This is a genomic window from Streptomyces sp. NPDC026575 (assembly GCF_055567415.1).
This window is the reverse complement of the sequence record NZ_JBVHQM010000021.1, coordinates 69729-83210: the sequence shown is the minus strand read 5'-3', so window position 1 is coordinate 83210 and position 13482 is coordinate 69729. Positions and strand designations below refer to the sequence as shown.

Annotated in this window: 16 protein-coding genes and 1 pseudogene; 10 read left to right on the top strand and 7 right to left on the bottom strand. The window is 70.4% G+C overall.

All coding sequences use genetic code 11. The features are described from left to right. Window positions 1–24 precede the first annotated feature (24 nt). Both ACZ4NB_RS27175 and ACZ4NB_RS27170 read left to right on the top strand, forming a co-directional pair. Entirely contained in the window at window positions 25–336 is a 312-nt protein-coding gene (locus ACZ4NB_RS27175) for a DUF1490 family protein (protein ID WP_053924707.1), read from the top strand. Between the two features lie 2 nt (window positions 337–338). Then, window positions 339–2525 carry a heavy metal translocating P-type ATPase gene (locus tag ACZ4NB_RS27170; protein ID WP_467665570.1) on the top strand — a complete coding sequence of 729 codons (2187 nt, stop codon included), beginning with the start codon at window positions 339–341 and terminating at the stop codon, window positions 2523–2525. Window positions 2526–2629: 104 nt separating this feature from the next. On the opposite strand, the gene ACZ4NB_RS27165 is transcribed toward ACZ4NB_RS27170, so the two are convergent. The 5 genes from ACZ4NB_RS27165 to rpmG all read right to left on the bottom strand — a co-directional run bounded on the left by ACZ4NB_RS27165 (window position 2630) and on the right by rpmG (window position 5807). Then, a complete protein-coding gene (locus ACZ4NB_RS27165) occupies window positions 2630–3853 on the bottom strand; it encodes a GTP-binding protein (RefSeq protein WP_467665568.1) in 1224 nt (407 codons plus the stop codon). 92 nt (window positions 3854–3945) lie between these two features. After that, the gene (rpsR, locus tag ACZ4NB_RS27160; RefSeq protein ID WP_235444869.1) at window positions 3946–4185 is read right to left on the bottom strand and encodes a 30S ribosomal protein S18; all 240 of its coding nucleotides are present in this window, start codon (window positions 4183–4185) and stop codon (window positions 3946–3948) included. A 46-nt stretch (window positions 4186–4231) separates the two neighbouring features. After that, a complete protein-coding gene (locus ACZ4NB_RS27155; protein ID WP_467665566.1) occupies window positions 4232–5389 on the bottom strand; it encodes a CobW family GTP-binding protein in 1158 nt (385 codons plus the stop codon). Further along, window positions 5386–5637 carry a type B 50S ribosomal protein L31 gene (locus ACZ4NB_RS27150; RefSeq protein ID WP_467665564.1) on the bottom strand — a complete coding sequence of 84 codons (252 nt, stop codon included), beginning with the start codon at window positions 5635–5637 and terminating at the stop codon, window positions 5386–5388. The genes ACZ4NB_RS27155 and ACZ4NB_RS27150 overlap by 4 nt, the downstream gene beginning before the upstream one ends. Before the next feature lie 5 nt (window positions 5638–5642). Continuing rightward, a complete protein-coding gene (rpmG, locus tag ACZ4NB_RS27145) occupies window positions 5643–5807 on the bottom strand; it encodes a 50S ribosomal protein L33 (RefSeq protein WP_026252351.1) in 165 nt (54 codons plus the stop codon). Between the two features lie 84 nt (window positions 5808–5891). On the opposite strand from rpmG, the gene rpmB reads away from it, so the two are divergent. From rpmB to ACZ4NB_RS27110, 7 genes are all read left to right on the top strand, one after another. Beyond that, complete coding sequence (gene rpmB, locus ACZ4NB_RS27140) at window positions 5892–6128, top strand: 50S ribosomal protein L28 (protein ID WP_467665562.1); 237 nt, start codon at window positions 5892–5894, stop codon at window positions 6126–6128. Then, entirely contained in the window at window positions 6128–6433 is a 306-nt protein-coding gene (gene rpsN / locus ACZ4NB_RS27135) for a 30S ribosomal protein S14 (protein ID WP_467665560.1), read from the top strand. Before rpmB ends, rpsN begins: the two co-directional genes overlap by 1 nt. 169 nt (window positions 6434–6602) lie before the next feature. Next, window positions 6603–7154, top strand: a complete 552-nt coding sequence (locus tag ACZ4NB_RS27130; RefSeq protein WP_467665558.1) for a GNAT family N-acetyltransferase — start codon at window positions 6603–6605, stop codon at window positions 7152–7154. 124 nt (window positions 7155–7278) lie between these two features. After that, window positions 7279–8748 carry a Y4yA family PLP-dependent enzyme gene (locus ACZ4NB_RS27125; RefSeq protein ID WP_467665556.1) on the top strand — a complete coding sequence of 490 codons (1470 nt, stop codon included), beginning with the start codon at window positions 7279–7281 and terminating at the stop codon, window positions 8746–8748. Further along, window positions 8745–10064 carry a pyridoxal-phosphate dependent enzyme gene (locus ACZ4NB_RS27120; RefSeq protein WP_467665554.1) on the top strand — a complete coding sequence of 440 codons (1320 nt, stop codon included), beginning with the start codon at window positions 8745–8747 and terminating at the stop codon, window positions 10062–10064. The genes ACZ4NB_RS27125 and ACZ4NB_RS27120 overlap by 4 nt, the downstream gene beginning before the upstream one ends. Window position 10065: 1 nt before the next feature. Then, window positions 10066–11274: an aminotransferase class V-fold PLP-dependent enzyme gene (locus ACZ4NB_RS27115; protein ID WP_467665683.1), complete on the top strand. Its 1209-nt coding sequence runs from the start codon at window positions 10066–10068 to the stop codon at window positions 11272–11274. Window positions 11275–11385: 111 nt separating this feature from the next. Further along, window positions 11386–12141: a class I SAM-dependent methyltransferase gene (locus tag ACZ4NB_RS27110; RefSeq protein ID WP_467665553.1), complete on the top strand. Its 756-nt coding sequence runs from the start codon at window positions 11386–11388 to the stop codon at window positions 12139–12141. 10 nt (window positions 12142–12151) lie between these two features. Here ACZ4NB_RS27110 and ACZ4NB_RS27105 read toward each other — a convergent pair. Beyond that, a pseudogene (locus tag ACZ4NB_RS27105) lies at window positions 12152–12310 on the bottom strand (IS481 family transposase); the annotation flags it as partial. Here ACZ4NB_RS27105 and ACZ4NB_RS27100 point away from each other — a divergent pair. Beyond that, window positions 12302–12661, top strand: a complete 360-nt coding sequence (locus ACZ4NB_RS27100) for an Lrp/AsnC ligand binding domain-containing protein (RefSeq protein ID WP_467665681.1) — start codon at window positions 12302–12304, stop codon at window positions 12659–12661. The pseudogene ACZ4NB_RS27105 and the gene ACZ4NB_RS27100 overlap by 9 nt on opposite strands. A gap of 241 nt (window positions 12662–12902) precedes the next feature. On the opposite strand, the gene ACZ4NB_RS27095 is transcribed toward ACZ4NB_RS27100, so the two are convergent. Further along, the gene (locus ACZ4NB_RS27095) at window positions 12903–13403 is read right to left on the bottom strand and encodes a Fur family transcriptional regulator (RefSeq protein WP_467665551.1); all 501 of its coding nucleotides are present in this window, start codon (window positions 13401–13403) and stop codon (window positions 12903–12905) included. Window positions 13404–13482 lie beyond the last annotated feature (79 nt).

Below are 13482 nucleotides of genomic sequence, written 5' to 3'. Positions count from 1 at the left end.
TTGGTTGTGACGGAAGGAGATCTCATGCACCCCGTCGCGCTCGCCGGAGCAGCAGCCGGCCGCCTCGCCCACTATGCGATCTCCGGAGTGGTGGGTGCTTTGATCATCAAAGGTGCCGCCAAGCGCCTCCCTGAGGCAAAGCCTGCCGCCCGCAAGGCGGTTGTCGGGGGCTTGGCCGGCGGAATCGTGGCAGGGCGGTGGCTGGCCTCGGCCGCGGAAGAAGCCCGGCTCAAGGCCGGTGACGTCCTCGCCGAGGCCCGTACGTCACTGGGCGAAGAGGTTCCGCCACCCTCCGCGGTCGCCACCGAGGGGCACGAGCACGATCACGAGCACTGACCATGTCCGCCGTGGTCGTCCGCTCCGTCGCCTCGGGCCGGGCCCGGCTGACCGTCCCCTGGGTACGGGCGCGCCCCGGCAGTGCCGGATTGGTCGATGAGCGGCTGATCGGCATGCGGGGATTCCGGGCGCTGCGCATTTTCCCGCGTACCGGCAGCGTGGTGATCTGGATGGCCCCGGACCTCCTGGACATCGACCGCTTGGTCGACGCGCTCGAAGAGGCCCCATCCGCCTCCATGCCCGCGAAACCCACCCGTTCCACGCCCGACTCGTCCACTGGCGAACTCGCCCGCCTGGTCGTCGGTGGCGTGGTCCTCGCCCTCGTGGCCGTGCGCCGACTGCTGCGCCGCCCCCGCATCACCGCAGGCTCCTCCGGCCTCCTCGGGGCGATCACCCTCTTCACCGGCCTGCCCTTCTTCCGCGGCGCCCTGCGCTCACTGCGCGGCCGAAGCCACCCAGGGACGGACACGCTGGTCACCGCGGCGACGGTGATCTCGCTGGTCCTGCGGGAGAACGTGGTGGCTCTCACCGTCCTGTGGCTGCTGAACATCGGTGAGTTTCTGCAGACCCTGACCCTGCGCCGCACGCGGCGCGCCATCGAGGAGCTGCTCACCATCGGGGAGGAGCGGGTCTGGCTCGTACGGGAGGAAGGCGTCGAGGTCGAGGTGGCGCTCGAAGAGGTCGCGCCGGGTGATGTCGTCGCCGTCTACGAGCACCACCGCATCCCGGTCGACGGAGAGGTGACCAAGGGCGAGGCCCTCGTGGACCAGGCGGCAATCACCGGCGAGGCGCTGCCCGTCTACGCCCGCGCGGGCGCCGGGGTCTACGCCGGAACCATCGTCACCTCCGGCTCGCTCACCGTCCGGGCCACGTCCGTCGGCGCGGACACCACCGTCGGCCGGATCATCAGCCGGGTCGAGGAGGCCCAGTCCGACCGGGCTCCGATCCAGACCGTCGCCACCCGCTTCACCCAGCGCTTCGTCCCCGTCTCCTTCGCGCTGGCCGCCTTGACGTACGCCGTCACCCGCGACGCGCGGCGCGCCATGACGATGCTGCTGATCGCCTGTCCCTGCGCGGCCGGGCTCGCCACGCCCACCGCCATCAGCGCGGCCATCGGCAACGGCGCCCGCCGCGGCACCCTCATCAAGGGCGGCACCCACCTGGAGGGCATCGGGCGGGTCACCGCGGTCGTCTTCGACAAGACCGGCACCCTCACCTTCGGACGGCCCCTGGTCACCAGCGTGGTCACCCTCAGCGACAGCTACACCGCCAACCAGGTCCTCACCCTGGCCGCCTCCGGCGAGCTGCACGCCCGTCATCCGCTCGCCCAGGCCATCGTCGCCCACACCGAGGAACAGCACTTGCGCGCGCCCATCCACCAAGCCTGCGAGGTCGTCCTGGGCATGGGCATGCGCGCCGAACTCGACGGCACCCGGCTGCTCGTGGGCAGCCCCGCCCTGCTGCGTCAGCACGGCGTCGAGCTGACGGAGGAGGCCCAAGGCTGGACCGAGCAGCTGCGCGGCGGCGGCGAAACCGTCATCTGCATCGCCCACGACGAGGACCTGATCGGCCTGCTCGGCGTCTCCGATGCCGTACGGACCGGAGCGGGTGCCGTGATCCGGCAGCTGACCGATCTGGGGGTGTCCCGCGTGGTGCTGCTCACCGGCGACGCCCCCGAGACCGCGCAGGCCGTCGCCGACGCCCTCGGCATCACCGAGGTACACGCCCACGCCCTCCCCGAAGGCAAACTCCAGCTGATCCGCGACCTCCAGGCCGAAGGCCACACCGTTGCCATGGTCGGCGACGGCACCAACGACGCCCCCGCGCTCGCCCTCGCCGACGTCGGCATTTCCATGGGTGCCCACTCCTCCCATGTCGCATTGGAAACCGCCGATATCGCGCTTCCGGGCGACGATCTGCAACAGGTCCCGGCCGTCGTCGAGCTCAGCCGCCACACACTGCGCGTGGTCCGCCAGAATTACGGCCTCGCTATCGGCGTCAACCTCCTCGGCCTCGTCGCCGGAGCCGGCGGCTCGATGAACCCGGTCCTGGCCGCCCTCCTCCACAACACGAGCAGCATCGCCGTTGTCGGCAACTCGGCCCGGCTGGTGAACCACACCCCGCATCTGCCGTACACCGCCGACGAGGCGCTGATGGCGGCGCCGCTGGAGGACCGGCGAGTGCGCTGAGGCGGCTGCCGCGCGTTCCCTCCCCGGGCCGGGACAGCGGGTGAGCGCCATCGCCAGCGGCTCCTACCGCGCTCCTGGCTCCGACTCTCCGGGATTCTCAGCTCTCAGCCATCGGTCGGAACGTCCGGTACCGCATCTCCGAGCAACGGATCGGGCAGGCCGGCCCAGCCCTCGACGCCGAGCGACAGCTCGCGGTCGTCGAGCAGCGTGGCGTCCAGGACGCCACGGAGCTCGTCCTGGTCCAGCTCGGTACCGGTGAAGACGAGCTCATTGCGCCGCTCGCCGTAGTAGTCGTCCCAGAACCAGGAGGCCAAGGTGCGGCGCTGCGGCGAGGCATCGCGCCACGCCCGTGTGTCGCCCTCCTGCAACCAGCGGCCGGTCTCGCGTAGTTCGAGGTGGCGTCCGGCGGATCGCCAGCTGACGACCGAGCCCGGTTGCGTGGCCACCCACAGATGGCCGCGGCTGCGTAGCACTCCTGACATGATCTTCGGCAGGCTGTCCGCCAGCCGCTCCGGATGTACGGGACGGCGCGAGCGCCACAGTACGGAGACGACGCCGAGATCGACACCGCGCCGGTGCGCCGGTGTGAGGACGGGGTCGAGACGATCGGCCGGACTGGCCTCGACCCACCGAGGATCGGGCCTGGTCAACGCGTCGAGGGCGACCTCGCCGGCAACGGCACCGGCAGCGGAGAGCACGGTTGCGGAGGGACTGAGGTGGGCGAGCAGCGCCCGCACCCCTTCTCGCGTTCCGTCGGCCGCCTCCCGACCGGGTCCCACGATCACCGTTGTGGCCGCCTCCACTTGGCGGGCGGCGGCCTCGGCGAGAGTGACCGGTACGGCTCGGGCGCCCGGACCGTAGAGCCGGACCGCCTGGTGCACACAGCGCAGATCGCTGAGGAAGCGGTCGGGGTCCACCCCGGCGGCTACCGGCCCGAGAGCGTAGTGATGTGCCGTGGGCGTGCGGCCCAGCGGGGTTTGCCACAGTGCGGCCAGAAAGAGCTCCGCGTCGAGTTCCGCCGGGAGCGCGAGCACGACATGGGGCCGCGTCGTACGGCGGGCGATGGCCTCGACATCCTGACGGACGATCACGGCGGGGTCGCCGGTTGCCGCCCGGCACAGCTCGTCCCGAAGCTGCCCGTCGTCGCAGGAGACGACCCGCTGCACGAACGGATACCGCCCGCCTTCGTCGTTGTCGACCGATACCGACAACACCACGGCGTCAGGCGCGGCACGTCGCAGCGTGTCCACTGCGTGGCTGCGGGCCTGCGGCGTGTTGCCCGAGACGATGCTCAGCAGTCCCCGCTTCGGCGTCCTGCCGGTGTTCACCGTCCCACCTCCGCGAGGGCGGCAACGAGTGTGTGGGCGGCTTTTCGTGCCCGCAGCATCGTCAACGGCACTTCTGCTCTCCTCCTGGCCGGCTATCGGGAGGCGTAGGGGATCAGGGCCATCTCGCGGGCGTTCTTGATGGCGCGGGCTATCTGCCGCTGCTGCTGCCTGGTCACGTTGGTCACCCGACGGCTGCGGATCTTGCCGCGGTCGGAGATGAACTTCCGCAGCAGGTTGGTGTCCTTGTAGTCGATGTAGGTGATGCCGGCGGCGTCCAGCGGATTGACCTTCCGCTTGGCGGGCTTGTTCTTGAGGTTGGGGCGACGGGGCATGGGGTTCGGTCCGTTCCTTCCGGTTCTGGGGGGCTCGGTTACGGGCTCAGGCGACGGGGTCGAGCAGTTCGTCGAAGGCGTGCGACAGCTCTCTCCAGGACTGCGGCCCGGCCGCGTACTCGGCGTCGGTGAGCAGGCACGAGTCCAGCAGGGCCAGCAGGTTGTCCCGGTCGAGGCCGGGACAGGTGAAGGTGAGGTGCTGGCAGCGGTCGCCGTGTTCGGGGTGCCAGTCGAGGGCGGCGGCGACGCGGCGTTCGGCGGGCACCATTTCCCAGGCGGCGTCCGGCAGCGCGGCAAGCCACGGGCCCGCCGATTCCACGCACAGCGCGCCGCCGGCCGCGTCCCACGACAGCAGCGTGTCGGGCCGGTCGGCCAGCCAGAACCGGCCCCGGATACGAGCGGCGGCGCAGACCAGATCCTCCAGGGCCGCGTGCAGCCGCCCCGGGTGGAAGGGCCGCTCACGCCGCCACACGAGAGTGTCGACCCCGTGTTCGTCGGCCTCCTGCGGCAGCAGCGCACACGCCGGGTGCTGACGGGCGGCCGCCGCCTCGACGTCGAATCCGGCCATCAGGGCCGGGCCGAGCGTGCCCTGGCCGACCCTCACACGCTGTGCAGCAGGAGTCAGCTGGGCGAGCAGCGCGAGATCGCCGTCGTCCGCGGGCTCGTCACCCTCGGCGAGGGCGATCACCGTGGGGTATTCGATCTGCCGGGCGAAGGTGTCGGCCACCGTGCGCTCGTCGGTCGGGGCGGCCGCGAGACCGGCCTCGGCCAGGTCGTCACCATTGGACAGACACGGCAGCACGAGCGCGGGGTCGACGGCGGTGGCCACCCCGGTCAGCTCCAGCGATTCGCTTTCCGCCGCGATGACGGCGGCCATGGCCTGCGGCTCGACCGAATCCCACAGCTCCACAACAGCCAGCCGATACGTTCCGGCATCGGCCAGCCGCACCAGCTCCGGGACCAGGTCCTCGCGCAGCGCGCAGCAGGCGCAGTCGTTCACCAGCGGGGCGTGGTCGCTGCTGACCGGTCCGTTGACGTCGCGGATGGTGCGGTGCACCGAGCGGTCGGGGCCGGACGACAGGTCGTGGTGCAGCACCACGGTTCCGGGCACGGAGTGCAGGATGTCCCCCACCGCGGCGCGGCGGGCGCCGTCGCACAGCCCGCCGACGATCACCACCGGCAGACGGCGCTCGGCCGGACTCACCGTTCCCTCCGCCCGTACCGGCGCTGGAAGCGCTCAACACGGCCCGCGGTGTCCAGCACGCGCTGGGTACCGGTGTAGAACGGGTGGCTCGCCGAGGAGATCTCCACGTCGATGACGGGGTAGGTATTGCCGTCCTCCCACTCCACCGTCTTGTCGCTGGTGGCGGTGGAGCGGGTGAGGAAGGCGTGGTTGGCGGCGCGGTCGCGGAAGACGACGGGCCGGTACTCGGGGTGGATTCCGGGCTTCATGGGGGTCAGCGCTCCTCGCGGAAATCGACGTGACGACCCACGACCGGGTCGTACTTGCGCAGGGTCAGGCGATCCGGGTCATTTCGGCGGTTCTTGCGGGTCACGTAGGTGTAGCCGGTCCCGGCCGTGGACCGCAGCTTGATGATCGGACGCAGTTCGTTACGAGCCATGCCGAGCAGCATACACAAATGGTTTTCATTTCCATCAAGCTGCTACAGTGCTGCCTCGCTGCCTGCACACGATCAAGAGGGACCATGTCAGCCCACTGTCAACTCACCGGTCGCCAACCCGGCTTCGGCAAGACCGTCTCCCACTCGCACCGCCGCACCTCGCGCCGGTTCGACCCCAACATCCAGCGCAAGCGCTATTGGCTGCCGAGCGAGAACCGCCATGTCCGGCTCACGCTCAGCGCCAAGGGCATCAAGACCGTCGACACGATCGGCATCGAGGCCGCCGTGGCCCGCATCCGCAATCAGGGAGGAAAGGTCTGATGGCGAAGAAGAGCAAGATCGCCAAGAATGAACAGCGGCGCGAGATCGTCGCCCGCTATGCCGAGCGCCGCGCCGAGCTGAAGGCGATCATCGCCAATCCGGGCACCTCCGAAGACGAGCGCGCGGCCGCTCAGCAGGAGCTGCGCCGCCAGCCGCGCGACGCCAGCGCCACCCGGATCCGCAACCGCGACGCAGTCGACGGACGCCCCCGCGGCCACTTGCGCACCTTCGGCCTCTCCCGCATCCGGGTGCGCGAAATGGCCCACGCCGGCGAGCTCCCCGGCGTCACCAAGAGCAGTTGGTGACCTTCATCGCGCCGGACTGACGCCCGGCCACGCGAGGACTCCGGGTTGGGCAGTGGTCGCAGCCACGGCACTGCCCAACCCGGCATAGAGGAAAGGGTGGTCCAGTCCCAGGCGACGCCCGGGCGCGCTTCGGCGCAGCTACCGGTCCGCCTCTGGGAGGGTGAACCTCATGGCTGACCGTATTGCGCCCGAGTTCACCCAGATCGTCCGGCCGTGGGAGATCACCCCCGAGCGGAGGCGGGAGCTGATCGAGTGCTGGACGGTCGTGAGCAACGCGGGCGGCGCTGTCGTACCGCTCGGGTTCCCCCCTCCTCCGGTGGGCACCGAAGAAGTCGCACCGGCGGTCGAGGAGTTGATCGCCGGGCTCGGTCCGCAACGCGGCCGGCTGCTGCTCGCCACCGTCGAGGGTGACTTGGCGGGATGGCTGGTCGTACGCCGTGACCTGCACCCCTTCATCGCGCACTGGGGCGAACTCAACCACCTCCAGACGCACCCGCGCTTCCGCAGTCGGGGCATCGGCACCGCGCTGATGCACCGCGTCCAGGACCTGGCGCGGGAGGAGATGGGCCTCGAACAACTCCACCTCGCCGCACGGGCGGGCATGGGGCTGGAGGAGTTCTACCGCCGTCTGGGATGGCGGGAGATCGGCCGCTGGCCCGGGGCGCTGCGGGTCGCTCCCGGCGACGACCGCGACGACATCCTGATGGTCCGCACCCTCTGACCGGTCGCCGGCGCGAACGAGCCAGACACTCGTACGGGCGGGCGTAAACGGCCCCGCGATTGGAAAGAGATGAGGGCTGGACGCCGATAGCGACGTGTCATCCTCAACGGGGAGGAACGCCTGGATGCACGGTGACCCCTTGTACCTGGAGCCGGGCCTCGAACCGCCGCTCTCGTCCCTGCTGGGGTCACCCGCGTTCCTTCACACACTGGTCGATGCGTTCGGATCACCGCTCAATGTCCTGCTGCCCGACCGGATCGCGGAGAACATCGAGCGCTTTCGCTCGGTCCTGCGTCGGCACAGCCTCTCCGGGCAGGTGTTCTTCGCGCACAAGGCGAACGGTTCCAGCGCGCTGGTGCGACGCCTCGCCGCCACAGACGCCGCCATCGACGTGGCATCGCTGGGCGAGCTGCAGCACGCCCTCGGCGCCGGCTTCACCCCGGACCGGATCGTGGCGACCGGCCCCAAGGATCCGCAGTTCCGGTGGCTCGCCGTGCTCACCGGGGTCACCGTCAGCGCGGACGGGCAAGGGGAGCTGGAGGACATCGCCGCCCTCGTACGCAAGCACGCCCTGCCCCGCGTACGGGTCCTGCTGCGGCTGTCGGATTTCGAGGCTTCCGGCGTCAAGGTGCTCTCCCGGCAGAGCCGCTTCGGCACCTCCGTACGGGGGCTGGACCGGCTGCTGGACGCGGTCGAGCGGCACCGGGACGCCGTCGAGCCGACCGGCGTCGCCTACCACCTCGATACCACCAGCCTCGACGAGAAGGCCCTCGCCCTCGAAGGCTGCCTCCATGCCCTGAACGAGCTCCGGCGCCGGGGGTTTGAGCCGCGCGCCCTCGACACCGGCGGCGGCTACGGCGTGAACTACCTCGCCCACGGCGCCCAGTGGGACCGCTACACCACCGAGCTCGCCCACGCCGTCCTGGGCCGCCGCCCGCCCCTGACCTGGGGCGGGCACGGCTACGGTCTACGCGCCGAGAACGGCACCCTCCGTGGGGCCCTGGGTCTCTACCCGGCCCACCGCCCCATCGCCGGCCCCGCCTACCTCGACGCGCTGCTGTCGATGCCCGCCCCCTCGCTGGGCCGCCCGCTGGGCACTCTGCTGCTGGAGAACCTGTACGACCTCTACACCGAACCCGGAAGGGCACTGGTCGACCAGTGCGGGCTGTCCCTGGCGCGGGTGCTGGAGGTGCGCGGTACCGAGTCCGGGGACCACCACCTCGTACGCCTCGGCATGACGGCGAGCGATGTGAGCCTGGAGGAACACGGCGTCCTCATGGACCCGTTGCTGCTGCCCCGCGATGGCGCTCCCGTGGGGCCCCGCGGGCCCGTAGGGGTGTATCTGACCGGCAGTCTGTGCCTCGAAGCGGATCTGATCACCCGTCGGATGGTCCATCTGCCCCGCCTGCCCCAGCCGGGCGACCTCCTCGCCTTCGCGAACACGGCCGGCTACTGCATGGACTTCCACGCCACCCGGGCCCAGCGGCAGCCCATCGCCCGCACCGTAGCCGTGCACCGGGACGCCGGCACCTGGCGATGGTGCCTGGACGAGGAGTACTGGCCGATCAACTGCCATGGGGGGCATGAGGAATGAGATACGACAGCATCACCGACGTCATAGGCAACACCCCGCTCGTACGCATCGACCCCGCCGTCCACGGTCTGCGCGCCATCGACCTCTACGCGAAGCTGGAAATGCTCAATCCCTTCGGCTCGGTCAAGGACCGGGCCGCCTGGAACATGGCGCGGCCCGGCCTGCCCGGTGCCCAGGAGCGGGGCGAGACGATCGTCGAGCTGTCGAGCGGGAACACCGCCAAGGCGCTGGCCGCCATCGCCGGCATGCACGGGCTGGCGTTCAAGAGCGTCACCAACCGGATGCGGGTGCCGGAGATCAAGGAGCTGCTTCTGCTGCTGGGCGCCGAGATCGAGGAGCTGCCCGGACAGACCGAGTGCCTCGATCCGACCGACACCGAAGACCCGTTGACCCGTTTCCACCAGGAGCTGACCCGGCCCGGCAGCGCTCATCTCCACACCGATCAGTACTTCAACGCGCTCAACGCCGAGGCACATGAGACCGGCACCGGACCGGAGATCGTGGCGGACCTCGACGGCCGGGCCCCGGACTGGTTCATCGCCTGTGTGGGCACCGCGGGTTCGTCCACCGGGGTCGCCAGGGTGCTGCGCGACCACGACCCGGCGGTACGCGTCGTCGGGCTGGTCGGGGAGAAGTCGGACTTCATTCCGGGGATCCGCAATGCCGACGAGGTGCACGAGGTCGGGCTGTTCGACCCCACCACGTACGACACGATCGATCCGGTCGGCTCCGGCGACGCCATCGACGGGATGCTGACCCTCGTCCGCCGCTGCGGGATACTCGCCGGGCCCACCGGCGGCGCGGCGTACTTCGGAGCGGTGCGCCATCTGCGCCCGCTCGACGCCGAGCTGACGGCCCGTAAGACGGCCGTGTTCATCGTCTGCGACCGGATGGAGAGCTATCTCAGCTACGTACGGGACCGCCGGCCGGAGCTGCTGGGCCGCTCGCCGGTCAAGAACTCCGTGGCCACGCTCACCGACGCCGAGGTACGAGCGGCCGGCGTGATCGACACCGCCGACGCCCAGAAGTGGATCGCGGCGGAACGGCCCCTCGTCATCGATCTGCGCGGCCCCTTCGCCTACGCCGCGCTCCACATCGAGGGATCGGTCAACATCGTCGACGAGCTCTTCGACGAACTCCTGCGGGGCGGCCTGCCCTTCAGCAAGCGGCAGCCCGTGCTGCTGGCCTGCCCGGTCGGCGAGAAGTCCGCCCAGTACGCCGCCCTGCTGACCCGTATGGGCCACCCCGACGTGCGCAGCCTGGCCGGCGGCATCATCGCCTGGCGCGACGCGGGCGCACCGCTGGTGCGTGAGTGACATGGACCGTCCCCCGCCCTGCCAGCTCGACGAACTGCGGCCGTGGCAACGCGCGCTGCGCGGCCAGTTCCCCATCATCTCGGCGCACCCGGACCTGATCTACCTGGACAGCGCCGCCACCGCGCAAAAGCCGCAGCCCGTCCTGGACGCCGTACAGCGCTACCTCGTCACCTCCAATGCCAACGCGGGACGGGGCACCTACCCCTGGGCCAACGCCACGACGGCGATGGTGGAGCGGACCTGCGACCGGATCAAGGAGTTCCTCGGTGACCCGGCCGCCGACCGCTCGGCCGTGCACCTCACCAGCGGCGCCACCGAAGGGCTGCGCAGCGTCGCCCGCGACTGGCTGGCGGCGCCCGGCTTTCTCCGTGACGGCGACGAGATCGTCGTCCCCTTCGCCGACCACCAGGCGAATCTGGAACCGTGGCTGGAGGCTCGGGAGCTGCTCGCCCGCCAGGGCGTCCGGATCCTGGTGCGGGAACTGCCCTGCCAGCCGGGCTCCGGCGACTACGATCCGGCGGCGCTCGCCGAGGTGATCGGCCCGCGCACCCGCTTCGTCGCGGCCACCCATGTGCACCATGTCTACGGCAGCGACATGAACGTCCACCGCATACGTCAGGTGGCCGGACCCGAGGTGCCGATCTGTCTGGACGCGGCCCAGAGCGTCGGGCACCTGCCGGTCTCCGTCGCCGAACTCGATGTGGACTTCGTGGTGTTCTCCGGGCACAAGGTGATGGCCCTGCCGGGCTCCGGTGCGATCTGGGCCCGGGAGACACGCGGCCCCGCGTTCCGGCCCGGTGGGTGGCGCGGCACCCCGAACACGGCCGGCGCCGTCGGCCTGACGGCGGCCCTGGACTGGCTGGAGGCAGCGGGCCCGGACCGTATCGAACGGTGGACCGTTGGTCTCGCGGCCCGCCTGACCGATGGGCTGAGCCGGCTGGACGCCTACGACGTCCTGGGCTGCGGCCGGAGCCTGGCCGCCGACTCCCCGGTGCAGCGGCGCCGCAGCATCGTCGCCTTCCGGCACCGCGACATCAGCTCGGGCGACCTCGGGTTCATCCTCTTCAGCCGCGGCTTCATGGTGCGCTCCGACAGCCACTGCCAGGCCGGAGCGTCGGAGAAGGAGAGCTCCGTACGAGTGAGTCTGCACGTCTACAACACCCTTGAGGAAATAGCAGCGTTGCTCACCGCGCTCGCTAGTCTACAATGATTTTCATTAGCGCCCGGCTGTGTCCACCGGCACCGCCCGACGGTGCCGTGCCGGTAAGTCAGCGGCACGGCGCGGGTATGGGCATGGGTATGGGCACGCGGAACGGCCGGGATGGAACTGAGCACTGAGACCGCCACGCGGTGGGTGGAGCGCTGGGAAGGCCAGCAACAGCGCTACGCAATCGACCGCGAGGAGCGCTTCACCGTGATCACCGATGTGGTCGAACATGTGACGGCCGGTCGGGCGAGCCCGCTGGTCGTCGACCTCGGCTCCGGCCCCGGAGCGCTGGGGGCACGGCTGGCCGCCCGGCTGCCGCGCGCGGAGGTCCTGGCCGTCGACGCCGACCCGCTGCTGCTGGAACTCGGCCGGGTCTACTACGGCTCCGCCGCCCGCTACGTCGAAGCGACGATCGGCGAACCCGGCTGGCTCCACGCCCTCGCCCTGGACCGGCAACTGGATGCGGCCGTCTCGGCGACGGCTCTGCACTACCTCGGCGCGCACACCCTGCGGCAGGTCTACCGCCAGCTCGCGACCGTGCTCCGCCCCGGCGGCGTCCTGATCAACGGCGATCACCTCTCCCCGGACGGCGCCAAGATCTCCGGCATCGCCGCCCAGGTCGGCCTCCGCCGCGCCAGGCGCCAGGCAGCCTTCGTCCACGAGGACTGGAAGTCATGGTGGACGGCGGCCGGCGAGGACCCGGATCTCGCCGGTCTGCTCGCCACCCGCAGCCGCCGCTCACTGCCGTACTGCGAGGGAAATGACCTGACGCCGGCCGACCATGTCGCGCTCCTGCGCGAGGCGGGATTCGAGGACGCCGGGTCGGTCTGGCAATTCGGTCACAGTCACGTCCTGGTCGCCGTGCGCTGACCTTGTGGCAGCCGAGGTCACCGTGGCGTCGGTAGCGGTTGACCCACTTGGAAGCGCACGCTCCAGAGATGCCCAACTCGGCTGCTACGTGTGCGATGGGTCGCGTCCGGCACCGTTCGCCAACCCGGCGGCGACCTTCGACGGACGGCGGCGCATTCTTGTGCCTCAACGGGCAGGCTTCCTTGCTCGAAGCGGAACCGCTGCGCGGTGGCTGGTGGCTACGCGTCCCACACGGTGGTTGATCAACGCGGGGTCAGCGAGTCCAGGAGTTATCCGGCTGCGCACCACGCACGCCCAGCTCTCACACGCGCTGGACTTCGCCTCCCGGACTCCTGAGGTCGCCTCCACTCTCAGAGTCACCGGGGAAGACTGCCTCATCTTCGACGTCTACTGTCCGCAGGCAGGACGACTCGAAGAAGTCGTCGACGCACTTGCCCGTTACGGCCCTGTCACCACATCCCTCGTGCTCCGCTCCTACCCCCAGAAGCCGCTGACCGACGCAACGTCAACAACGTCATGACCCGCAACAACTAGGGTCTGACCCATCGGACAGGCCGTAGGCCCCTCGCCGAACTACGCGCCCGCTCACAAGGCTCCGACCTACCGAAACGGAGGACGGAACCGCGCCTGAGCCCGGCTGCTCCTTGGTCGGGCTCGACGGCCTCCGCCTGCCGCACGAGGCAGCCTGGCACCGCGGGGCGACAAGCTGAGGCGATTCAGCTACGGGTGCGATCGCGCGGTTCTCGGCCGGCGGGCGAGGTTCAGCAGCGCTGTGACCTGCGGGGATCTGAGGGGCGGGGGGACTCCTGGCGGCATGGGGTGTCTCCTTGTCCGGCGGACGGTGCGCAGCCGGCGCAGACGCCGGTGAGTTCGAGGGTGTGCTCGACATCGGTGAAGCCGGTGTGCTCGCCGAGCCGGTCGGCCCACGCCTCCACGACCTCCGTGTCGACGGCCCGGCTGCGGCCGCAGCACCGGCAGATGAGGTAGTGACGGTGACCGTCCCCGTGCCGCTCCCGGTAGAGCCGCTCCCCGGTCTCGTCGCGCACGACATCGACACGCCCGGCTCGTTCCAGGTCGCGCAGCGTGCGATAGACGGTGGTGAGGCCCACGCTGACGCCGGCTTCTGCCAGCAGGGCGCACAGGGACTGGGCGGAGATGAAGTCCCGGCAACCGGCGAGCGCTTGCCGCACTGCGGTGCGCTGGCGCGTTCTGCGCGCGCCCGGCTCCACGGTGTCCGTCCGCCCTGCCGCTGCCCCGCTCATCTCGACTCCCAGTTGACCTAAGCCTGTCGATCACTCAAACTACCTGAACATGATTTTCATGTCCACTGATGCCATTCTC

Coding starts and splice junctions, on each gene's coding strand:
- ACZ4NB_RS27175 (WP_053924707.1), top strand. CDS start 25: ATGCACCCCGTCGCGCTCGCCGGAGCAGCAGCCGGCCGCCTCGCCCAC.
- ACZ4NB_RS27170 (WP_467665570.1), top strand. CDS start 339: ATGTCCGCCGTGGTCGTCCGCTCCGTCGCCTCGGGCCGGGCCCGGCTG.
- rpsR (WP_235444869.1), bottom strand. CDS start 4,185: ATGCCCCGTCGCCCCAACCTCAAGAACAAGCCCGCCAAGCGGAAGGTC.
- ACZ4NB_RS27150 (WP_467665564.1), bottom strand. CDS start 5,637: ATGAAGCCCGGAATCCACCCCGAGTACCGGCCCGTCGTCTTCCGCGAC.
- rpmG (WP_026252351.1), bottom strand. CDS start 5,807: ATGGCTCGTAACGAACTGCGTCCGATCATCAAGCTGCGGTCCACGGCC.
- rpmB (WP_467665562.1), top strand. CDS start 5,892: ATGTCAGCCCACTGTCAACTCACCGGTCGCCAACCCGGCTTCGGCAAG.
- rpsN (WP_467665560.1), top strand. CDS start 6,128: ATGGCGAAGAAGAGCAAGATCGCCAAGAATGAACAGCGGCGCGAGATC.
- ACZ4NB_RS27130 (WP_467665558.1), top strand. CDS start 6,603: ATGGCTGACCGTATTGCGCCCGAGTTCACCCAGATCGTCCGGCCGTGG.
- ACZ4NB_RS27125 (WP_467665556.1), top strand. CDS start 7,279: ATGCACGGTGACCCCTTGTACCTGGAGCCGGGCCTCGAACCGCCGCTC.
- ACZ4NB_RS27120 (WP_467665554.1), top strand. CDS start 8,745: ATGAGATACGACAGCATCACCGACGTCATAGGCAACACCCCGCTCGTA.
- ACZ4NB_RS27115 (WP_467665683.1), top strand. CDS start 10,066: ATGGACCGTCCCCCGCCCTGCCAGCTCGACGAACTGCGGCCGTGGCAA.
- ACZ4NB_RS27110 (WP_467665553.1), top strand. CDS start 11,386: ATGGAACTGAGCACTGAGACCGCCACGCGGTGGGTGGAGCGCTGGGAA.
- ACZ4NB_RS27095 (WP_467665551.1), bottom strand. CDS start 13,403: ATGAGCGGGGCAGCGGCAGGGCGGACGGACACCGTGGAGCCGGGCGCG.